Origin of the sequence: Methylobacterium sp. V23 (genome assembly GCF_002917135.1) — a bacterium.
Classification (GTDB): Bacteria; Pseudomonadota; Alphaproteobacteria; order Rhizobiales; family Beijerinckiaceae; genus Methylobacterium.
This window is the reverse complement of the sequence record NZ_PDHT01000004.1, coordinates 194,633-215,695: the sequence shown is the minus strand read 5'-3', so window position 1 is coordinate 215,695 and position 21,063 is coordinate 194,633. Positions and strand designations below refer to the sequence as shown.

20 protein-coding genes are annotated in these 21,063 nt (G+C 69.7%); 9 read left to right on the top strand and 11 right to left on the bottom strand.

What is annotated here, in order from left to right; translation table 11 throughout:
* Positions 1–6: 6 nt before the first annotated feature.
* Positions 7–519 (top strand): SRPBCC family protein, encoded by a 513-nt coding sequence (locus tag CRT23_RS06665; RefSeq protein ID WP_103709059.1) that lies wholly within the window; start codon positions 7–9, stop codon positions 517–519.
* A 24-nt stretch (positions 520–543) separates the two neighbouring features.
* On the opposite strand, the gene CRT23_RS06660 is transcribed toward CRT23_RS06665, so the two are convergent.
* Positions 544–2,019 (bottom strand): sensor domain-containing diguanylate cyclase, encoded by a 1,476-nt coding sequence (locus CRT23_RS06660; RefSeq protein WP_181017270.1) that lies wholly within the window; start codon positions 2,017–2,019, stop codon positions 544–546.
* Between the two features lie 309 nt (positions 2,020–2,328).
* On the opposite strand from CRT23_RS06660, the gene CRT23_RS06655 reads away from it, so the two are divergent.
* Positions 2,329–2,583, top strand: a complete 255-nt coding sequence (locus CRT23_RS06655) for a hypothetical protein (protein ID WP_103709057.1) — start codon at positions 2,329–2,331, stop codon at positions 2,581–2,583.
* Positions 2,584–2,608: 25 nt separating this feature from the next.
* Here CRT23_RS06655 and CRT23_RS06650 read toward each other — a convergent pair whose 3' ends face one another.
* Positions 2,609–2,896: an MTH1187 family thiamine-binding protein gene (locus tag CRT23_RS06650; protein ID WP_103709056.1), complete on the bottom strand. Its 288-nt coding sequence runs from the start codon at positions 2,894–2,896 to the stop codon at positions 2,609–2,611.
* Positions 2,897–3,159: 263 nt separating this feature from the next.
* Between CRT23_RS06650 and CRT23_RS06645 the strand changes: the two genes are divergently transcribed.
* Positions 3,160–3,705 (top strand): hypothetical protein, encoded by a 546-nt coding sequence (locus tag CRT23_RS06645; RefSeq protein WP_245436009.1) that lies wholly within the window; start codon positions 3,160–3,162, stop codon positions 3,703–3,705.
* A 105-nt stretch (positions 3,706–3,810) separates the two neighbouring features.
* Here the strand turns inward: CRT23_RS06645 and lpdA are convergent, their stop codons facing one another.
* From lpdA to gloB, 8 genes are all read right to left on the bottom strand, one after another.
* Entirely contained in the window at positions 3,811–5,211 is a 1,401-nt protein-coding gene (gene lpdA / locus CRT23_RS06640) for a dihydrolipoyl dehydrogenase (protein ID WP_103709055.1), read from the bottom strand.
* A 114-nt stretch (positions 5,212–5,325) separates the two neighbouring features.
* Positions 5,326–6,612: a 2-oxoglutarate dehydrogenase complex dihydrolipoyllysine-residue succinyltransferase gene (gene odhB, locus CRT23_RS06635; protein ID WP_103709054.1), complete on the bottom strand. Its 1,287-nt coding sequence runs from the start codon at positions 6,610–6,612 to the stop codon at positions 5,326–5,328.
* A 95-nt stretch (positions 6,613–6,707) separates the two neighbouring features.
* Entirely contained in the window at positions 6,708–9,680 is a 2,973-nt protein-coding gene (locus tag CRT23_RS06630) for a 2-oxoglutarate dehydrogenase E1 component (RefSeq protein WP_055946206.1), read from the bottom strand.
* A 193-nt stretch (positions 9,681–9,873) separates the two neighbouring features.
* Positions 9,874–10,758 carry a succinate--CoA ligase subunit alpha gene (gene sucD, locus CRT23_RS06625; RefSeq protein WP_055946209.1) on the bottom strand — a complete coding sequence of 295 codons (885 nt, stop codon included), beginning with the start codon at positions 10,756–10,758 and terminating at the stop codon, positions 9,874–9,876.
* Positions 10,759–10,766: 8 nt separating this feature from the next.
* Positions 10,767–11,963: an ADP-forming succinate--CoA ligase subunit beta gene (gene sucC / locus CRT23_RS06620; RefSeq protein ID WP_055946213.1), complete on the bottom strand. Its 1,197-nt coding sequence runs from the start codon at positions 11,961–11,963 to the stop codon at positions 10,767–10,769.
* Between the two features lie 135 nt (positions 11,964–12,098).
* The gene (mdh, locus tag CRT23_RS06615; protein ID WP_055946216.1) at positions 12,099–13,061 is read right to left on the bottom strand and encodes a malate dehydrogenase; all 963 of its coding nucleotides are present in this window, start codon (positions 13,059–13,061) and stop codon (positions 12,099–12,101) included.
* Positions 13,062–13,334: 273 nt separating this feature from the next.
* Positions 13,335–13,964: a TetR family transcriptional regulator gene (locus tag CRT23_RS06610; RefSeq protein WP_338011819.1), complete on the bottom strand. Its 630-nt coding sequence runs from the start codon at positions 13,962–13,964 to the stop codon at positions 13,335–13,337.
* Between the two features lie 259 nt (positions 13,965–14,223).
* Positions 14,224–15,003 (bottom strand): hydroxyacylglutathione hydrolase, encoded by a 780-nt coding sequence (gene gloB, locus CRT23_RS06605; protein WP_103709053.1) that lies wholly within the window; start codon positions 15,001–15,003, stop codon positions 14,224–14,226.
* Between the two features lie 250 nt (positions 15,004–15,253).
* On the opposite strand from gloB, the gene CRT23_RS06600 reads away from it, so the two are divergent.
* From CRT23_RS06600 to CRT23_RS06575, 6 genes are all read left to right on the top strand, one after another.
* Entirely contained in the window at positions 15,254–15,988 is a 735-nt protein-coding gene (locus CRT23_RS06600; protein ID WP_055946221.1) for a methyltransferase domain-containing protein, read from the top strand.
* A 4-nt stretch (positions 15,989–15,992) separates the two neighbouring features.
* Positions 15,993–16,706: a MarC family protein gene (locus tag CRT23_RS06595; protein ID WP_103709052.1), complete on the top strand. Its 714-nt coding sequence runs from the start codon at positions 15,993–15,995 to the stop codon at positions 16,704–16,706.
* Positions 16,707–16,783: 77 nt separating this feature from the next.
* Entirely contained in the window at positions 16,784–17,581 is a 798-nt protein-coding gene (dapB, locus tag CRT23_RS06590; protein ID WP_103709051.1) for a 4-hydroxy-tetrahydrodipicolinate reductase, read from the top strand.
* A gap of 211 nt (positions 17,582–17,792) precedes the next feature.
* Complete coding sequence (locus tag CRT23_RS06585; protein WP_055946230.1) at positions 17,793–18,431, top strand: 2,3-bisphosphoglycerate-dependent phosphoglycerate mutase; 639 nt, start codon at positions 17,793–17,795, stop codon at positions 18,429–18,431.
* Positions 18,432–18,442: 11 nt separating this feature from the next.
* Entirely contained in the window at positions 18,443–19,120 is a 678-nt protein-coding gene (locus CRT23_RS06580; RefSeq protein ID WP_103709050.1) for an alpha-ketoglutarate-dependent dioxygenase AlkB, read from the top strand.
* A gap of 133 nt (positions 19,121–19,253) precedes the next feature.
* Complete coding sequence (locus tag CRT23_RS06575; protein WP_103709049.1) at positions 19,254–20,213, top strand: hypothetical protein; 960 nt, start codon at positions 19,254–19,256, stop codon at positions 20,211–20,213.
* Between the two features lie 222 nt (positions 20,214–20,435).
* Here the strand turns inward: CRT23_RS06575 and grpE are convergent, their stop codons facing one another.
* Positions 20,436–21,053 (bottom strand): nucleotide exchange factor GrpE, encoded by a 618-nt coding sequence (gene grpE, locus CRT23_RS06570; protein ID WP_055946239.1) that lies wholly within the window; start codon positions 21,051–21,053, stop codon positions 20,436–20,438.
* Positions 21,054–21,063 lie beyond the last annotated feature (10 nt).

The following is a 21,063-nucleotide window of genomic DNA, read 5'->3' as shown; positions in this document are numbered from 1 at the left end:
AATGACATGCGGCAGGCCATCCTGGGAGTCACCCTCACGCTCCTCGCCGGCCCGGCCAGCGCGATCGAGGTCTCGCGCAGCCGCGACATCCCGGCCCCGGCCGCCGCCGTGTGGGCGCTCATCGGCGGCTTCTGCTCCATCGCCCTGTGGCACCCGCAGGTGGTCGCCTGCGAAGCATCCGGAACCCGGGACGACGCCGACCGGGAGGACAACGAGCCCGTCCGCCGCCTCGTCGTCGCCGGAGGCCTCGGCACCCTCGTCGAAGCCGAGACCCGGCGCGACGAGGCCGGGATGAGCTACAGCTACGCCTTCATCGAGGGGCCCCTGCCGGTGGCGGCCTACAATGCCACCTTGCAGGTCCGGCCGAACGGCACCGGCGCGACGGTGGTGTGGAGCGCCACCTTCGACCCGGCCGGCATGAGCGAGGCCGAGGCCCGGGCCGACATCGAGGGCGTCTACGACCAGGGCCTCGACGGCATCGCCCGGGAGCTCGGCGCTCCGGCGACCCGCCCGCGATAGGTCCCCGCGCCCCCTGGTCCGGGATCAGCCCGCGGCGAGGCGAAGGCCGGCCTTGTCCCGGCGCCGCACCTGGACCTGGTTGCGCCCGTTCGCCTTGGCCGCGTAGAGCGCCTGGTCCGCCGCCTCGACGAAGGCGGCGGCGTCGGCCGCCCGGATTTCGGGGATCTGCGCCAGGCCCAGGCTGACGGTGAGCACCCCGAGGGGGCTGCTCGCATGCGGGACCTTCCAGCCCGCCACGGCCTCGCGGATGCGGTGGGCGACGATCTCCGCCCCCGCCGCGTCGGTCTCGGGCAGGATCACGGCGAATTCCTCACCGCCGATGCGGCAGGCCGTGTCGGAGGCATTGGCGATGCTCGCCTCGATGGAGCGCGCGATCAGCCGGAGGGCCTCGTCGCCTCGCTGGTGCCCGTAGCGGTCGTTGAAGCCCTTGAAGTAGTCGGCATCGAGGACGATGAGGGAGAGGGGCAGCTGGTTGCGGACCGCACGGCGCCATTCGCGTTCCAGCGCATCGTCGAACCGTCGCCGGTTGGCGAGGCCCGTCAGGGCATCGGTGGTGGCCAGCTTCTCGAGCTGGACGTTGAGGTCGAGGGCCGCCTGCTCCGCCGCCCTGCGCTGGTGCAGCTCGCGGCGGAACAGCCAGGTCAGGACGATGGTGGAGGCGCACAGGCTCAGCACCACCCCCCCGAGGACCAGGGCGCGGTGCCACCAATCGGCATAGATTTCCTCCGGCGCCACGGCGATGCTGAGGTGAAGCGGCAGGTCGCCGACCTTGGTGAACACGAAGTCGCGGCTGCCCTCGCCGACCATCGCAGGGCCGGTGAAGCGGCCCTCCGGTGCATCGAAGAACTTCCGGTAGCTGTCCGTGGCCGAGACGCTCCGCCCGATGACGCCCTCGTCGTAGGGCTCGCGCATGACGATCGTACCGCCCGGACCGTAGAGGGTGACGGTGCCGGCATGATCGGCACCGACGGCGGCGAACAGCTGGCGGAAGTAGTCGAGATAGATCGAACCGAGCACGACCCCCGCGAAGCTGCCATCCGGGTCCGACAGGCGCCGGCTGATGATCAGCACCCGCTTGCCCGTGAGGCGCGAAACCAGGGGTTGGCTGATGTGCAGCTCGTTGCCCGGGTGGGTGATGTGGTACTGGAAATATTCGCGGTCGGCGTAGTTCAGCGGCTCGGGGGCGAGGGATTTCGAGCTGATGATCAGCTTCCCGACTCGGTCGAACACCAGGGTGTGGCCGAAGTTCTCGGCCGTGGCGGCGCGATCGAACAGGATCATCTGCCGGAGCTCGGGATCCGCCTGGGCCAGATCGGGAAGCTTCAGGCCATCGACGACGGCCCGCAGGGAGAGATCATAGAGCTCGATGTTCCGAGCGATATCGCGCCCCAGAACCTGCACGAGGCTCCGCGACGTCACCTCCGAGCGCCGGGCCGAATCGAGGCGCATCTGCCAGAGCATGAAGGCGGAGACGGCGCAGAGACCGATAATCGAAAGCAAGTTGATGGCACTCAGCCATCGGGCCGAATGCGTCCATCGAAATCGCTGCAGCAGGACGGGTCGCTTGGGCATCGTCAGCACCCTGACATCCATCGTTGATCTGCGGTCAGCGCGGCGTGAGCAAGGAGAACGACCGCCGCCAGAGTCCTTTCATCACCGAGAGCCAGTTAATTCTTTCTCCGTTTCCTGCGTATGCGTACGCTGATGGACCATTGCGGATTGGCCGGCCGGCGGATCAAGGGCCGTTCGGCCGCGTTGCCCCGGCGACGCGGACCGAACCGGACAGCGCACAGGACGGAAGGACCCTTCATGGCATCCCGGCATCGTCACATCCTGCTCCTTGCCTTCGGGCTGGCCGGCCCGGCCTTCGGGCTGGCAACCCCGGCCGCGGCCCAGGCACCGGCCGTCGCCCCGCCTGCGAGCGGGCAGGCGCACGACGAGGCGGTCTGCGCCGCGCAGGCCGACAAGAACGCGTTCACGGGCGCGCACCGTGAGACCTACCTGCGGGAATGCGTGGCGGGCGAGAAGCTCGATCGACCGAAGACGGATCCGGCGAAGCCGTGACGATCCGCGCCGCCGCGGATCCCGTTCAGAGAACGGCCTTCAGCTTGTCCGCCATGGACTGGTCCTTGTCGCGCCGCGACGAGAACGCCATGGTGATGAAGACCCGCTGGACGCCGATCTCGCTCAATCTGGCCTCGCAGGCCTCGATGAGCGCGCAGATGTCGCTGAGTTCGCCCTCGATATTGGTCCCGTTGGCATGCATCTCGGCATTGAGGGGACTGGCGTCGATGACCGCCTTGATCTCTTTCACGTAGGGCGAGACCGAGGGGCCGACGCCCATCGGAACGATGCACAGATCCGCCACGACCTTCATGATGTGTCTCCCGGTGCCTGCTGACGCTGTCAGAGGTCGCACGCGCTCCGGCCTGTCAACCACGTCCGGACGCCGACGGCTCTCACCGCGGGGCCGCTGGTGGATCAAGGCGGGGGGAACGGAATCCACACCTTCGCCGTATCTGCTGACCGACGGGGACCCCTCCGCGCCTTACGGGGCGCGTCTGTCGAGAGGTCCGGAGGACAGGAGACGATCGAGCCTTGACCGACAGGTTTCGCGCCCTCGCCGCGGCGATCGCCGCTCTGCTGCTGTCGACGGCCTGGGAAGCGCCGGCCCAGGCCGCGACCGAGGCACCGGCCGTCGAGGTGGAGGAGGGGCGCCCGGGACCGCCACCGCCACTCCCCGATCTGGCCGATCCCAACGGGCGTGCCGGCGAGCCCTTGAACCAGCCCGGCCCGAACTCCGGTATTCCGAGGGCGCTTCGCGGCTCTGCCGACCGAGCCGGTGGTCCGGCCAACGACCTGACCGAGGTCGACCGGCCGGATGAGCCGCCGCTTCCCAGGGCCGATCTCGCGCAGGTGCTGGAGGGCAAGGCCCTGTTCCACGGCAATTATTGTGGTGCCGGCCAACGGGGCGAGGGCTTGCCGCCGACCGACGATCTCGATGCCGCCTGCCTGCGCCACGACGCCTGCTTCGATGCGGCCGGGCATCGGTCCTGCGCCTGCAACGTCCGCCTCGAACGGGAAGCGGCCGCTGTCTCCGAGCGGCCGGGCCTCTCGCGGCAGGTTCGCGAGCGCGCCCTCAGCGTGGCCCAGGCCGCCGAGGTGATGGACTGCCAAGCCCCCTGACCGCCCTCTCGACGATGGCGCGGCTTGGGGACGTGATGCCCCCAACGAGAACGGCCGCCGCTCGTGAAACGACGGCCGTCTTCGTCCTCGGAAAGGCGCTGCGGTTCAGATGTGGATCGCGCGCTTGCCAACCGCGAGGGCGGCTTCCTTGACCGCCTCGGTAAGGGTCGGGTGGGCGTGGCAGGTGCGGGCGACGTCCTCGGCCGAGGCGCCGAACTCCATCGCCACCGCGACTTCCGCGATCAGGTTGCCGGCATCGGCCCCGACGATGTGGACGCCGAGGACCCGGTCGGTGGTGGCGTCGGCCAGGATCTTCACGAAGCCGTCCGTGGTGTGGTTCACCTTGGCACGGCCGTTGGCGGTGAAGGGGAACTTGCCGCTGTTGTAGGCAATGCCGTCCTTCTTGAGTTCCTCCTCCGACTTTCCGACGGAAGCGACCTCAGGGTGGGTGTAGACCACGTTCGGGATGACGCCGTAGTTCACGTGGCCCGACTGGCCGGCCAGCAGCTCGGCCACGGCGACACCCTCGTCCTCGGCCTTGTGGGCCAGCATCGGCCCGGCGATGACGTCGCCGATGGCGTAGATGCCCGTGACGTTGGTGGCGTAGTGGCTGTCCGTCTGGATGCGGCCCTTGTTGTCGAGGCCGACCCCCACCGTCTCCAGCCCGAGGCCTTCGGTATAGGGCACCCGGCCGATGGCCACGAGCACGACGTCGGCCTGCAGCTTCTCGGCCTCGCCGCCGGCGGCGGGCTCCACCGTGACGGTGGCGGCGCCGTCCTTGACCTCGACGCCCGTGACCTTCGACGCGAGCTTGAACTGCATGCCCTGCTTGCCGAGGATGCGCTGGAACTGCTTGCCGACTTCGCCGTCCATGCCCGGCAGGATCCGGTCGAGATATTCGACCACGGTGACCTCGGAGCCGAGGCGGCGCCAGACCGAGCCGAGTTCGAGGCCGATGACGCCGGCGCCGATGATGAGGAGCTTGCCCGGGACCTTCTCCAGGGTGAGCGCACCGGTGGAGGAGACGACGACGGTCTCGTCGATGGTGACGCCCGGGAGCTTGGTGACGTCCGAGCCCGTGGCGATGACGACGTTCTTCGTCTCCAGGAGCTGGTTGCCGCCATCCTCGGACAGCACCTCGACGCGGCCGGCACCGGCGAGGCGCGCGGTGCCGCGATAGGCGTCGATGCCGTTCTTCTTGAGGAGGAACTCGACGCCCTTGGTGTTGCCGTCGACGCCGTCCTGCTTGAACGTCATCATCTTCGCGAGGTCGAGTTCGGGCGCGCTGACCATCACGCCCATGTCGGCGAAGTGCTTGCCCGCCTCCTCGAACGCTTCGGAGGCGTGCAGCAGGGCCTTCGACGGGATGCACCCGACGTTGAGGCAGGTGCCGCCGTGGGAGGCCCGCTTCTCCACCACGGCCGTCTTGAGGCCGAGCTGGGCGGCGCGAATGGCGCAGACGTAACCGCCGGGGCCGGTGCCGATTACGACGAGATCGTAGGACATAGGAATCTGACTCGCTGGATTGGGCGGCGGGTCATGCCCCACCATCGAAGTACGAAGCGCACGGAAGCGTCCGGCCGCGCGGGAGCGCGGCCGGCGGACGGCAGCTGCCGGGCCTTAGAGGTCGAGCACGAGGCGTGCCGGATCCTCCAGCGCCTCCTTGACGCGCACGAGGAAGGTCACGGCCTCCTTCCCGTCGACGATGCGGTGATCGTAGGACAGGGCGAGGTACATCATCGGGCGCGCCTCGATCTTGCCGGCGCGCACCACGGGGCGCTCCTCGATGCGGTGCATGCCGAGGATGCCGGATTGCGGCGCGTTGAGGATCGGCGTCGACATCAGCGAGCCGTAGATGCCGCCGTTGGTGATCGTGAAGGTGCCGCCCTGCATCTCGTCGATGGAGAGCTTGCCCTCGCGGGCCTTCTTGCCGAAGCCGGCGATCTTCTTCTCGATGCCGGCGATCGACAGGTCGTCGGCGTCGCGCACCACCGGCACCACGAGGCCCTTATCGGTGCCGACGGCGATGCCGATGTGGTAGTAGTTCTTGTAGACGAGGTCCTGCCCGTCGATCTCGGCGTTCACCGCCGGAACGTCCTTGAGGGCGCCGATCACCGCCTTGGTGAAGAAGCCCATGAAGCCGAGCTTGGTGCCGTGCTTCTTCTCGAAGATGTCCTTGTACTGGCTCCGCATCGCCATCACGGCCGACATGTCGACGTCGTTGAACGTCGTCAGCATCGCGGCACTGTCCTGCGCGTCCTTGAGACGGCGGGCGATGGTCTGGCGCAGCTTGGTCATGCGCACGCGCTCCTCGCGCGCCGCATCGTCGGGCTTCGAGGGAGCGCGCGGGGCGGCGGGCTTGGCCTCCCGCGCGGGGGCCGGTGCCGGGGCGGAGGGAGCCTTCGACGTGGCCTCGAGCATGTCGCCCTTGGTCACGCGGCCATCCTTGCCGCTGCCGTTCAGGGTCGCGGGGTCGATTCCGGACTCACGCGCCATCTTGGCGACCGCGGGGCCGTGATCGCCGCTCTCCCGAGCCGCCGGCGGGGCGCCATCGCCATGGTTGCCGTAGCCGGCCGAGGTGTCCTGGGCCGGCGCTTCCGCGGCCTTGGTCTCCGTCTCGGGCTTGGTCTCGGCCTTCTTCGGCGCCGCGGCCTTGCCCCCGCCGGCCCCGGCCTCGACGATCGAACCGAGGAGCGCGCCAGGCTCCACCGTCTCGCCGTCCTTGGCCAGGATCTCGCCGAGCTGACCCGCGGCCGGCGCGTTCACCTCGAGGGTGACCTTGTCGGTCTCGAGCTCCACCAAGGGCTCATCGGCCGCCACGGCGTCGCCCGGCTTCTTGAACCAGCGGCCGATGGTGGCCTCGCTCACGGATTCGCCCAGGGTCGGGACGACGATATCGGTTGCCATGGTTCAGTGTCCGTCCGGAGGGTTTGGGACGCCGCTCTGCGGCGCCCTCGGATCGAGTAACGTGGAGGCGAGCAACGTGGAGAGAGGGCCGGCGGTCAGACCGCCAGCGCCTCGTTGAGGAAGGCCTGGAGCTGGGCCTGGTGCTTGGAGAGCATGCCCACCGCCGTGGAGGCGGAGGCCGGGCGACCGACGTAGCGCGCACGCTTCACCGGCGACTGGGCCTGGCCGAGCACCCATTCGAGGTAGGGCTCGACGAAGGCCCAGGAGCCCATGTTCTTCGGCTCCTCCTGGCACCACACCACCTCGGCGTTGCGGAAGCGCGCCATCTCGTTGGCCAGGGCCTTCAGGGGGAACGGGTAGAGCTGCTCGACGCGCATCAGGTAGACGTCGTTGACGCCGCGCTTCTCCCGCTCCTCGTAGAGGTCGTAATAGACCTTGCCCGAGCACAGCACGACGCGCCGGACCTTGTCGTCCTTCACGAGCTTGATGCCGTCCTCGTCGCGCTCGGCATCGTCCCAGAGCACGCGGTGGAAGCTCGAGCCCTCCGCCATGGCCTCGATCGGCGAGACCGCCTTCTTGTGGCGCAGAAGCGACTTCGGCGTCATCAGGATGAGCGGCTTGCGGAACTCGCGGTGCAGCTGGCGCCGCAGGATGTGGAAGTAGTTCGAGGGCGTGGTGCAGTTGGCGACCTGCATGTTGTCCTCGGCGCACATCTGCAGGAAGCGCTCCAGGCGGGCGGAGGAGTGCTCCGGGCCCTGGCCCTCGTAGCCGTGCGGCAGCAGCAGGGTCAGGCCCGACATGCGCAGCCACTTGCGCTCGCCCGACGAGATGAACTGGTCGATGACCACCTGGGCGCCGTTGGCGAAGTCGCCGAACTGCGCCTCCCACAGCACCAGGGCGTTGGGCTCGGCCGCGGAGTAGCCGTACTCGAAGCCGAGCACCGCCTCCTCGGAGAGCATCGAGTTGATGACCTCCAGGCTGGCCTGGCCCTCGCGGATCGAGTTCAGCGAGGTGTAGCGCTGCTCGTTCTCCTGGTCGATCACCACCGCGTGGCGCTGCGAGAAGGTGCCGCGCTCCACGTCCTGGCCCGAGAGGCGGACGCGATTCCCCTCGATGAGGAGCGAGCCGAAGGCCAGCGCCTCGGCGGTGGCCCAATCGATGCCCTGGCCCGAGTCCACCGCCTTGGCGCGGTTGTCGAAGAAGCGCTGGATCGTCCGGTGCAGGTGGAAGCCGGGGGGCGGCGTGGTGATGCGCTGGGCGATCTCCCGCAGGGTCTCCACCGGCACGCCGGTCTTGCCGCGGCGCGGATCGTCCACGTCCTCGCGGACGGCCTTGAAGCCGGCCCAGCGGCCGTCGAGCCAATCGGCCTTGTTGGCCTTGTAGTTCGTCGCGACCTCCAGCTCGGCGTCGAGCATGGCGCGGAACTCGGCCTTGCGGGCGTCGAGCTGCTCCTGGCTCACCACGCTCTCGGCGACGAGCTTCTTGCCGTAGGTCTCCAGCGCCGTCGGGTGCTTGCGGATGCGCTGGTACATCTTCGGCTGGGTGAAGGCCGGCTCGTCGCCCTCGTTGTGGCCGAAGCGGCGATAGCAGAGCATGTCGATGACGACGGGCTTGCCGAACCGCTGGCGGTACTCGATCGCGATCTTGGCCGCGAAGGTCACGGCCTCCGGGTCGTCGCCGTTGCAGTGGAAGATCGGCGCCTCGACCATCTTCGCCACGTCGGACGGATAGGGCGAGGAGCGCGAGAAGCGCGGATCGGTGGTGAAGCCGATCTGGTTGTTGATGATGAAGTGGATCGAGCCGCCGGTGCGGTGCCCCTTCAGGCCGGACAGGCCGAGGCACTCGGCCACCACGCCCTGGCCCGCGAAGGCCGCGTCGCCGTGGATGAGCAGCGGCACCACGCGGGTGCGCTCCACCGTGGGCTTGGCCCGCTGGTCCTGCTTCGCGCGCACCTTGCCGAGCACGACGGGATCGACGATCTCGAGGTGCGACGGGTTGGCGGTGAGCGAGAGGTGGACGTTGTTGCCATCGAAGGCACGGTCCGACGAGGCACCGAGATGGTACTTCACGTCGCCGGAGCCCTCGACTTCGGCCGGGTTGGCCGAGCCGCCCTTGAACTCGTTGAACACCGCCCGGAAGGGCTTGGCCATCACGTTGGTGAGCACGTTGAGCCGGCCGCGGTGGGCCATGCCCACGACGATCTCCTCGGCACCGAGCGCGCCGCCGCGCTTGATGATCTGCTCGAGGGCCGGGATCATAGCCTCCGAGCCGTCGAGGCCGAAGCGCTTGGTGCCGGTGTACTTGAGGTCGAGGAACTTCTCGAAGCCCTCCGCCTCGATCAGCTTGTTGAGGATCGCGCGCCGGCCCTCGGGGGTGAAGGTGATCTCCTTGCCCTTGCCCTCGATGCGCTCCTGAATCCACGCCTTCTCCTCCGGATTGGAGATGTGCATGAACTCGACGCCGAGCGTCTGGCAGTAGGTGCGCTCCAGGATCTCGACGATCTCCCGGATGGTCGAGAATTCGAGGCCGAGCACGTTGTCGAGGAAGATCGGGCGGTCCCAGTCCTTCTCCTCGAAGCCGTAATGCTGCGGATGCAGCTCCTCGTGGTCGCCGCGGGGGGCGAGGCCGAGGGGATCGAGCTTGGCGTGCAGGTGGCCGCGCATGCGGTAGGCGCGGATCAGCATGATCGCGCGGACCGAATCCTTCGTCGCCTGCTCCACCGAGATCCCGGGAGCCGAGGCGATGACGGCCCCCTTGGCCGGGGCCGTCGCGGTGTCGGACTTGGCGCGGATCTTGTCGCCCATCGCCTTCTCGACGGTGGCCCAGTTGCCGTCGAGGGCCGAGACGATCTCGCCGTTGGCGTGGATCGGCCAGTTCGGCCGCTCCCACGAGGCGCCGGCGGCGTTTTTCTCCGCCAGGCCCTTGTCCTCGTTCAGGGACCGGAAGAACGTCTGCCACTCGGGGTCGACCGAGTTCGGATCACGGGCGTAAGACGCCTGCAGCTCCTCGATATAGGCGGCGTTGCCGCCGTAGAGGAACGAGGTTTCGAGCGCGTCCTGGCGTGCCATCGTTCGGGTCATCCTGCCGCTGTGCGGGGTCCTCCGCCGGGGAGGCCCCCTGCCCGACCCCATCCGCGCGGATCGCGGCCGGGATCGGATGTCTCGGGAAAGACGCGGGCCCCGATGGGCTCGCGTCGCTCAGTCGTCAGATGGGGTCGCGGACCTGAACCTCGTACAACGCGAGGCCCGCGTCCCGTGCGTGTCAGCCGCGCAGGACCTCGACGAGGGTGCTGCCGAGGCGGGCCGGCGAGGGCGAGACCCGGATGCCGGCCGCTTCCATTGCGGCGATCTTGTCCTCGGCGCCGCCCTTGCCGCCCGAGATGATGGCGCCCGCATGGCCCATGCGGCGGCCCGGAGGCGCCGTGCGGCCGGCGATGAAGCCGACCATGGGCTTCTTGCGGCCGCGCTTGGCCTCGTCGGCGAGGAACTGCGCCGCCTCCTCCTCGGCCGAGCCGCCGATCTCGCCGATCATCACGATCGACTCGGTCTTGTCGTCGGCGAGGAACAGCTCGAGCATGGAGATGAACTCCGTGCCCTTCACCGGGTCGCCGCCGATGCCGACCGCGGTGGTCTGGCCGAGGCCCGCATTGGTGGTCTGGAACACGGCCTCGTAGGTCAGCGTGCCGGAGCGGGAGACGATGCCCACCGAGCCCGGCTTGAAGATGTTGGCCGGCATGATGCCGATCTTGCACTGGCCGGCGGTGACGATGCCGGGGCAGTTCGGCCCGACGAGCCGGGACTTCGAGCCTTCCAGGGCGCGCTTGACGCGCACCATGTCGAGGACCGGGATCCCTTCCGTGATGCAGACGATGAGCGGGATCTCCGCCTGGATCGCCTCGCAGATCGCGTCGGCCGCGCCCGGCGGCGGCACGTAGACGACCGATGCCGTCGCGCCCGTGGCCTCGCGGGCCTCCGCCACCGTGTCGAAGACCGGCAGGTTGAGGTGCTTGGAGCCGCCCTTCCCCGGGCTGGTGCCGCCGACCATCTTGGTGCCGTAGGCGATGGCCTGCTCGGAGTGGAAGGTCCCGTTCTTGCCGGTGAAGCCCTGGCAGATGACCTTGGTGTTCGCGTCGATCAGGATGGACATGGGTACTCTCAGCCCTTCTTCACGGCGGCGACGATCTTCTGCGCGGCGTCGTCGAGGTCGTCGGCGGGGATCACGTTCAGGCCGGAATTCCGGATGATCTCCTTGCCCTTCTCGACGTTGGTGCCCTCGAGGCGCACCACCAGGGGCACCTGCAGGCCGACCGCCTTCACCGCCGCGATCACGCCGTTGGCGATCACGTCGCACTTCATGATGCCGCCGAAGATGTTGACCAGGATGCCCTTCACCTGCGGGTCGGCGGTGATGATCTTGAAGGCCGCGGTGACCTTCTCCTCGGAGGCACCGCCGCCCACGTCGAGGAAGTTCGCCGGCTCTTCGCCATAGAGCTTGATGATGTCGAGGGTCGCCATGGCGAGGCCGGCGCCGTTGACCATGCAGCCGATGGTGCCGTCGAGGGCGATGTAGGCGAGATCGTACTTCGAGGCCTCGATCTCCTTGGCATCCTCCTCGGTCTCGTCGCGGAGCGCGACGATGTCGGGGTGGCGGTAGAGGGCGTTCGAGTCGAAGGAGATCTTGGCATCGAGACACTTGAGATGGCCATCGCCGGTGAGCACCAGCGGGTTGATCTCCAGCATGCTCATGTCCTTGGCGGTGAACGCCTCGTAGAGCCGGGTGGTGAGGTCGCCGGCTTCCTTGGCCTGCGCGCCGCTGAGGCCGAGCGTCTTGGCGACGAGGCGGCCGTGATGGGGCATCACGCCCGTGGCGGGATCGACCGAGAAGGTGACGATCTTCTCGGGCGTGTCGTGCGCCACCGTCTCGATGTCCATGCCGCCCTCGGTGGAGACCACGAACGCGACCTTTCCGGTCTCGCGGTCGACCAGCATCGAGAGGTAGAACTCCGCCTCGATCTGGGCGCCCTCCTCGATGTAGAGGCGGTTGACCTGCTTGCCGGCCTCGCCGGTCTGGATCGTGACCAGGGTCTGGCCCAGCATTTCGCCGGCGAACTGCTTCACCTCGTCGAGGGACTTGGTGACGCGCACCCCGCCCTTGGCGCCGGCGGGAGCGCCCTTGAAGGTGCCCTTGCCGCGGCCGCCCGCGTGGATCTGCGACTTCACCACCCAGACCGGGCCGCCGAGTTCCCGGGCGGCCGCCTCGGCCTCTTCCGGCTTGAAGATCGCCACACCCTTGGAAACCGGCAGGCCGAATTCCTTCAGCACCGCCTTGGCCTGGTACTCGTGAATGTTCATGGATGAGAACCTCAGCGTCATCCCGGGGCCGCGCAGCGGGGCCCGGGATCCAGAAACACAGGTTGCGATCCAGCCTGCCGCATCGGCGGCCCTGGATTCCGGGCGCGCCCGCGGCGCCCCGGAATGACGGTCGACCTAGGCCAGCGCGGGGTTCACGCCCTTGCAGGCCTCGATCAGGGTCTTCACGGCGCCGACCGACTTGTCGAACATCGCCTTCTCGTCGCCGTTGAATTCGACCTCGAGGACGCGCTCGACGCCGTTCGCGCCGATCACGATCGGCACGCCGACATACATGTCGGAGACGCCGTACTCGCCGTTGAGGTAGGCGGCGCAGGGGAGCACGCGGCGCTTGTCGCGCAGGTAGCTCTCGGCCATGGCGATGGCCGAGGCGGCGGGGGCGTAGAAGGCCGAGCCGGTCTTGAGCAGGTTGACGATCTCGCCGCCGCCCTTGCGGGTGCGCTCGACCATGGCGTCGAGCTTCTCCTGCGTGGTCCAGCCGAGCTTGACCAGGTCGGGGAGGGGTACGCCGGCGACCGTGGAGTAGCGCACCAGCGGGACCATGTCGTCGCCGTGGCCGCCGAGCACGAAGGCGGTGACGTCCTCCACCGAGACCTTGAACTCGTCGGCGAGGAAGTGGCGGAAGCGGGCCGAATCGAGCACGCCGGCCATGCCGACCACCTTGTGGGTGGGCAGGCCGGAGAACTTCTGCAGGGCCCAGACCATCGCGTCGAGGGGGTTGGTGATGCAGATGACGAAGGCGTCCGGCGCGTGCTGCTTGATGCCGGTGCCGACGGCCTCCATGACCTTCAGGTTGATCCCGATCAGGTCGTCGCGGCTCATGCCGGGCTTGCGCGGCACGCCGGCGGTGACGATCACCACGTCGGCCCCCGCGATCGCCGCATAGTCGCTGGCGCCCGTGTAGGTCGCATCGAAGCCGTCGACGGGCGCGGATTCCGCGATGTCGAGACCCTTGCCCTGCGGAACGCCGTCGGCGATGTCGAACAGCACGACGTCGCCGAGTTCCTTCAGGCCGGCGAGGTGCGCGAGGGTTCCACCGATCTGTCCAGCGCCGATGAGCGCGATCTTGCTGCGTGCCATGGGGGAAACGAACCTCCGGTCCTTGCGTGGCGGTCGCGGCGCTGGGAGGCTTGAAAAACCACCGGCGCGTTGCTGCGGCGGTGTGTGGCGGAAAAGGCCCAGGGCTTCAACCGAGGCACGAAGGGCAAAGCAGGGCGAAGGTCAGGACGGGTGCCGGCCGGGCTCACGGCCGGTCGGAAAAAACCGTTCAGGACCGGAGAGTTAGAGAAGCGAGCGCCGAGTTTACCCCGGGATCGAGCCCAAGTGACAGAGAGGAAATTCTGTCACAGAGCCTCAGAGCGTCCCCGTCCGCAACACCTTCTGGATCGCCAGAATCACAGCGCCGAGACGGGCTTCCACGAGGTCACGCGGCAGGTCGGCATCGTGCTGAATCGCCAGCGGATGGGTGAAGCGGTAGCTGGCGTCGAAGATGTGGGCGATGGCCCGCTCCCGGTCGCGGGCGATGAAGGCACCGGCCCCGATCCCTTCCTCGACGACCCGCTCGACCAGGCTGCGCAGCCGGACCCGGTGACGCCGGGCGATGGGCCGTGCCCCCACGGTGGCGTCGAGATGGACAGCGAAGAGGTTCGGTTCGTGGACCAGGGTCTCGCGCTGGACGCTGGCCAGGGCGGTGAGCAGGCGCTCGATCTTGTCGTCGGCCGGGTCCGGCGCGTCGGCGATGCGGGCGAGCTCCGCCTCGACGTCGCGCAGCCAGCGCCCCGCCACGGCATCGAGGAGCGCGTCCTTCGACGGGAAGTAGCGGTAGACGTTGGCATGCGTCATGCCCGCTTCGGCGGCGACGGCCACCACGGTGACCCGCTTGGGACCGAGGCGCCGCAGGTGCTCGGTGGCGACGGCGAGGAGCCGCGCATCGACGGCCAGGGGAGCCGCGGCCCGTGGTGCCGGACGCGCGACGCGCGGCACCGTGAGGCGGACGGCGCTGTCCGGGGCTTTCCGGTCGTCCGACGGTTCGCTTCCCCCGCTCTCGCCGAGGTCGATCTCATGCCCGAAGGCGAAGGGCGGGCCGGGCGGCTGCATCAAATCGGACACCGGGGCTCGTGGATGGACGGGATGGACCGATCCGGACAGAGCCGCTTCGCGAGAAGTGGATTTCCACCCGGAAAGTCCAACGAGGCCAATATCAATGACAGCACCAGCCTCGCTGTAACGCCCCTTTAACGACTCAGAACCGGTTCTTCCAGGCCCTCAGTGCGGCAAAGACAACCGACGGCTGGGTGCCGGGGGCGAGATCCACCCTCTGGGTGAGGCTCGGCTCGCCGGCGCGCAGGAACGGATTGGTCGCGCGCTCCGCCCCCAGGGTGGTGGGAATCAGGAAGCGGCCCTCCGCCCGGGCCCGCTCGGCCTCGGCGGCCCGGGCGGCGAGGGCGGCATTGCCGGGCTCGGCCGCCCGCGCGAAGCAGGCGTTGGAGAGAACGTAGTCGTGGCCGCTATAGACCTGGGTCTCGTCCGGCAGCGGCAGGAAGCGCTCCAGGGAGCGCCACAGGGTGGCGGGCTCGGCCTCCATCACCCGGCCGCAGCCGAGGGTGAACAGGGTGTCGCCGGCAAAGATCACGCCCGCCGCCTCGAACCAGTAGGTGACATGGTCGGCGCAGTGCCCCGGCGTCTCCCAGACCCGCGCCACGAGGTCGCCGACCCGGACCACGTCGCCCTCCGCGACCGTGGCGTCGACGTCCGGCACGGCGTCGCCGGCCTTCAGGGGCGCCGTCACCCGGGCGCCGGTGCGGCGCTTCACCTCCGGGATGCCCTCCACGTGATCACCGTGCCGATGCGTGACGAGGATGTCGGTGAGGGTCCAGCCGGCCTCGTCGAGGGCCGCCAGCACGGGGCCGGCCTCGGGCACGTCGATGGCGGCGCAGGCGCCGGTGGCGGGATCGCGGATCAGGACCCCGATGTTGTCGCTGCGGCACAGGAAGGTGCGGATCTCGGGCTTCGGGGCGCTCATGGGGCTTCCTTCCGGACGGGGGACGGGCCGCGCCGACGCGGTGTGCGGCGGACCCTCGGTGCGGCACAGGAAGATGGGTGCGGCAAGAGACAGGTCCAGGGGCGGTTTCCCCCGCTCCTTCCGGGGCCTTGGGCCGATCCGGGCTTGTCGGGCCGGGCGTCGCCCCCCATTGATGCGGGTGAGCCTTTCTCGTCGCGCGCCTTCGAGCCGATCCCGACCCGAGCCGCGCGATCGTACCGAAACCCGAGCCATGCGCCTCGACGTCACCGATCTGCGCGCCTTCTATGCGAGCCCCCTCGGGGGGGTGACGCACCGCATCGTGGCGCGCGCGATCCACGGCTTCCTCGGCTCGGTCTCGGGCCTGCGGGTCCTCGGGCTCGGCTACGCCACGCCCTATCTCGGCCCCGTCCACGTCATCGCCGAACGGACGCTGGCCTTCATGCCGGCCACGCAGGGCGTGGTGAACTGGCCCGGCAGCGGCCGCTCCTGCTCGGCCCTCGCCGACCCGACCATGATGCCCCTGCCGGAGGCGGCCGTGGACCGGGTGATCCTCGTCCACGCGCTGGAATCCGTCGAGAGCCCGACCGAACTCCTGCAGGACGTCTGGCGCGTGCTGACCCCGGGCGGCCGCATGATCCTGGTGGTGCCGAACCGCCGGGGCGTCTGGGCCCGGCGCGACGCGACCCCCTTCGGCCATGGCCAGCCCTACAGCCGCTCGCAGCTCGCCCGGCTGATGCGCACCACCCAGTTCTCTCCCGAGGGCTGGGCCGAGACCCTCTACATGCCCCCGGTGGAGAACCGGCTGCTGCTGCGCACGGCGAGCGCCTGGGAGCGGATGGGCACGAGCCTGTCGCTGCCCTTCGCCGGGCTGCACGTGGTCGACGCCACCAAGCAGCTCTACCGTCCCGTCGCCGTGCGCCGGGTGCGCAAGGTGGCCCGCCTCGCACCGGCCCGCGTGCTGGTGCCCGCCCCCTCGCCGGGCTGAGCGGATGCTGAGCCTCATCGCCCCCGAAGCGGCCCTGCAGAGATTCGTGCTCGCCTTCTCCTCGCTGTTCTCCATCGTGAACCCGGTCGGCTCGTCGCTGATCTTCGCGCAGGTGACGGCCCTGAACTCCCATGCCGAGCGCCTGGAGCTCGCCAAGCGCATCGGCTTCTACGCCGCCCTGATCATGCTCTCGACGCTCTGGGCCGGCGCGCCGATCCTCAACTTCTTCGGCGTCTCCCTGGCGGCTCTGCGCATCGCCGGGGGCCTCGTGGTGGCGGCCTCGGCCTGGACGCTGCTGACGGCGCCCGAGGCGCGAGAGGCGCGCAAGCAGGCGGAGGCGACCCGGGAGCCGGCTGGAAACTCGGCCGGGAACCCGGCCGGGAACTTGGCCGAGATCGCGTTCTTTCCGCTGACGCTGCCCTTCACCACCGGACCCGGCACCATCGCGGTGGCGATCGCGCTGGGCTCCAACCGTCCGGCCCCGGGCCCCGACCGGATCGGCTTCTACGTCGGCATGTCCCTGGCGGCGCTCGCCATCGCCGTGCTCGTGCGCTTCACCTACGGCTCGGCCGACCGGGTGGTGACCTGGATCGGCCCCGTCGGCGCGCGGGTGCTGGGGCGCCTCTTCGCCTTCCTGCTCCTCTGCGTCGGCACCCAGATTACCGTGAACGGCGTCACGGACGTGCTGGGGCCCCTGCTGGCGCAGGCGGGGCGCTGATCCTTGTCCGCTCCGTCCGGAGGCTGTACCGCAACGCGCACGCGGCAGTGGGCAACAATCTCTGGAGGCTGAGGACGATGCGGCTCGTGGTGGTCGGCGCCGACGGGCGCATGGGACGGATGCTGATCCGCGCGGTGGCGGAGACCGAGGGCTGCACCCTGTCGGGCGCCATCGAGCGCGCCGGCTCCCCCGCGCTGGGGCAGGATGCCGGCACGCTCGCGGGCCTCGCGCCCCTCGGCGTCGCGGTCACGGACGATCCCCTGCCGATCTTCGCCGCCGCCGAGGGCGTCCTCGACTTCACGGCACCGGCCGCCACCACCTTCTTCGCCGAGCTCGCCGCCCAGGCCCGCATCGTCCACGTGGTCGGCACCACGGGCCTGCAGGAGGCCGATCTCGCCAAGCTCTCGGCGGCCGCCCACCATGCCCGCATCGTGCGCTCCGGCAACATGTCCCTCGGGGTGAACCTCGTCGCCGGCCTGGTGCGCCGGATGGCGGCGGCCCTCGGGGAGGATTTCGATATCGAGATCGTCGAGATGCATCACCGCATGAAGGTCGACGCCCCGTCCGGCACCGCCCTCCTCCTCGGCGAGGCGGCGGCGGCGGGGCGTGGGGTCCCGCTCGCCGACACCCGGGTCTCCACCCGCGACGGACATACCGGCGCCCGCCGGCCCGGCGACATCGGCTTCGCCACCCTGCGCGGCGGTACGGTGGTGGGCGACCACAGCGTGGTCTTCGCCGGCCCGGGCGAGCGGATCACCGTCAGCCACCATGCCGAGGACCGGGCGGTCTTCGCCCGCGGCGCGGTGCGGGCCGCACTTTGGGCCTTCGCCAAGCCGCCCGGCCTCTACGGGATGGACGACGTTCTCGGGCTTTAGAGACATCCGAACTTGAGGAAGTTCATGGGTTGTCAGGCGTCTCCAGGCATTCATACGGAGCCCGCACCGGGCCGGTACGTTTCGTCATCTGCCGTTCAGACTCACGCGCGCATGAGCCGCCCGATGCGCGCTCGTTGCGCTGCACCATCGTCCTGTGCCCGCGCCTCTGCCGAGGCCGTGCCGTCTCAAAGACCAAGAGGATCATCCCCCGATGGATCGCCTTCTCGTCCTCGCTCGTCATGGCCAGAGCGAATGGAACCTCAAGAAGCTGTTCACGGGCTGGCGTGATCCCGAGCTGACGGATCTCGGCGTCGAGGAAGCCCGCAATGCCGGGCGCTGGCTCAAGGAGCAGGGCTACGGCTTCGACGTGGCCTTCACCTCCAACCTGAAGCGCGCTCAGCGCACCTGCGCGCTGATCCTGGAGGAGATGGGCCTGGAGGGGGTCGAGACGATCCGCAACGAGGCGCTGAACGAGCGCGATTACGGCGATCTCTCCGGCCTCAACAAGGACGACGCCCGCGAGCGCTGGGGCGACGCCCAGGTGCACCAGTGGCGCCGGTCCTACGACGTGCCGCCGCCCGGCGGCGAGAGCCTGAAGGACACCGCCGCGCGCGTGCTGCCCTACTACATCCAGTTCATCCTGCCCCGCGTCATGGCGGGCGAGCGCGTGCTGGTGGCGGCCCACGGCAACTCGCTGCGCGCCCTGGTGATGGTGCTCGACGGCATGACCACGAAGACCATCGCCAGCCTCGAGATCGCCACCGGCATCCCGCTCGTCTACCAGCTCAAGGCCGACACCACGGTGGAGAGCAAGACGGTGCTGGAGCACGACATCGACCATAAGGTCTGACCACGGCACCGATGGCGTCCCCTGATCCGGCCGGGATCGTCCTCGTTCCCGGCCTGCTCCATCTGCCGGGCTACCTCGACGCGGCGGCGCAGGCACGCCTCGCCGCCGAACTCGCGACAGCGCTGAGGGCCGCCCCGCCCTACACGCCGCGGATGCCCCGCACCGACCAGCCCTTCTCGGTGCGGATGTCGAATTGCGGGCCCCTCGGCTGGGTCTCCGACCGGGCGGGCTACCGCTACCAGGCACGCCATCCCGTGACCGATACCCCCTGGCCGGACATCCCACCCACGGCGCGGGCCGCCTGGGACGCCCTGTCGGGGTATGGCGCTCCGCCCGAGGCCTGCCTCGTCAACCTGTACGAGGCCGACGCCCGCATGGGCCTGCACCAGGACCGCGACGAGGATGCCCTCGACGCGCCCGTCCTCTCGCTCTCGCTGGGCGCCACCGCCCTGTTCCGCTACGGCGGCCTCCGGCGCTCGGACCCGACCCGCTCGGTGCGCCTCCGGGCCGGTGACGCGCTCGTGATCGGCGGGCCCGCACGGCTGATCCATCATGGAATCGACCGCCTCGTCCCGGAGGCACCGGACCTGCTCCAGGGTACCGCCCCCGGGCCGGTGCCGGATTTCCTCATGCCGGGCGAGCGCTGCAACCTGACCCTGCGACGCGTGACGCGGCCCCCGGACGCTTGACAGCGGCGGGGTGTTGAGCCGACCCATCGCGACAGCCTCAGCGCCGGGCCGCTCCCGCCAAGGGACGGACGGCGGACCTTGCCCGGCGGACCTTGCCCGGTCCAAGACCGGGGCCTTGCGGAGATTCGATACGATGCGTCTGCGTAACCTCGTTCGTCCCGTTTCCCTCCTGGTCCTCGTCCTGGGACTGGCAGGACCCGCCCTGGCGGCTGACCCCGTCTTCCCGCCGAGTTCGCGCTTCGGCTTCGACCCGCCCTCCGACATGGTCTCGTCCAAGCGCTTCTCCGGCCTCGAGCGGCTGGAAGGCGGTGCCACGGTCTCGGTGGTCGAGCTGCCGGCCAACGCCTTCGCCGACCTGGAGACGAACTTCACCGATGCGAACCTGAAGGCCCAGGGCTTCATCGTCACCAGCCGACAGGCCATCAAGGTCGCGGGCGACGTCGACGCGGTGCTGTTCACCGGCGAGCAGCCGGCGGTGGAATCGGCCGGGACCCCGGCGATCAAGAAGTGGATGCTCCTCGTCGGCGACCCGACCGTGACCGGCATCATCATCGCGCAGGCGACGCCGGATGCCGAGACCGAGGAGACCATGAAGCGGCTGCTGACCGGGATCCACATCCGGCCGGCGCTGACCCTGGAGCAGCAGGTCGCCGCCCTGCCCTTCCGCATCGGCAACGACGCCGGCTTCCGTCCGGTGCGGGTGCTCGCCGGCAATTCGGTGCTGCTGACGCAGGGCACGAAGGACGAGATGCTCGGCCTGGAGCAGCCGATCCTGGTTCTGGCCCAGGCGGTGCAGCCGCCGCCGGCCACGGAACAGCGCGACGCCTTCGCGCGGGCGGCGCTTTATTCGAATCAGACGATGAAGGACTTCGTGATCGAGCGGGCCCAGAGCTACCGCCAGAACGGCGTCGACTGGCACGAGATCGTGGCGCGCGCCGTGGACACGGCCTCCGGCACGCCGGTGGTGATCTCGCAGACGATTCGCTTCGCGCCGGACGGCTACCTGCGCGCCGTCGGCGTCGTGAAGGCCGAGAAGCGCGAGGGTGTGCTGGCGAAGTTCCGCGAGGTCGTGGACAGCGTGCAGCTGCGGTAGGGGCACGCCTCCCCGCCCTCCACGGGGCGGGGGTGGTCGCCCGGGCGACGGGTCGCGTGCCGACCGCTCGGCCGGTTGCCCCACAGGCAGGGGGTGCAGGATGTCAGACCGTCGGCGGCTCTGGATTCCGGGCTCGCCTGCGGCGCCCCGGAATGACGCTGCAGTCTCGGCTGCGATCCCCCTCCCCGGGCGGAGAGGGGTGGTGCTCCGCTTAAAGGCGCGTCAGGCGGCGTCGGCCGGATTGGCGGCGGTCGGCTTCGGTCCGCCCTTGGCCACGCCCACCAGAGCGGGGCGCAGGACGCGGTCGCCGATGATGTAGCCGGCCTGCATGACCTGCACGACGGTGCCGGCGGGAACCTCCGGATCCGGGACCTCGAACATGGCCTGATGGCGGTTGGGGTCGAAGCGCTGGCCCTTCGGCTCGATCAGCTTGACGCCGTGCCGCTCCAGGGTCTTGGCGAGATCGCGCTCGGTGAGCTCGATCCCGTCGATCAGGGCCTTGAAGGCGCCGTCGGCACCGGTCCGGTCCGCTTCGGGAATGCTCTCGAGGGCCCGCCGGATGTTGTCGGCCGAATTCAGGAGATCGCGGGCGAAGTTGGTCACCGCGTAGGCGCGGGCATCGGCCACCTCGCGCTCGGTACGCCGGCGCAGGTTCTCCATCTCGGCCAGGGTGCGCAGCACCCGGTCCTTGAGCTCGTCGCGCTCGGCCACGAGGGTGGCCAGCGCATCGGCCTGCATCGCCTCGCCGGATCCGGCAGACTCGGCCTGCGCGGCCCCTGGGGTCTCCTCGACCGCCTGGGCCGGGTCGCGCCGCTCATCGTGCATGTCGTTCGCCATCATGTGGTTTCGT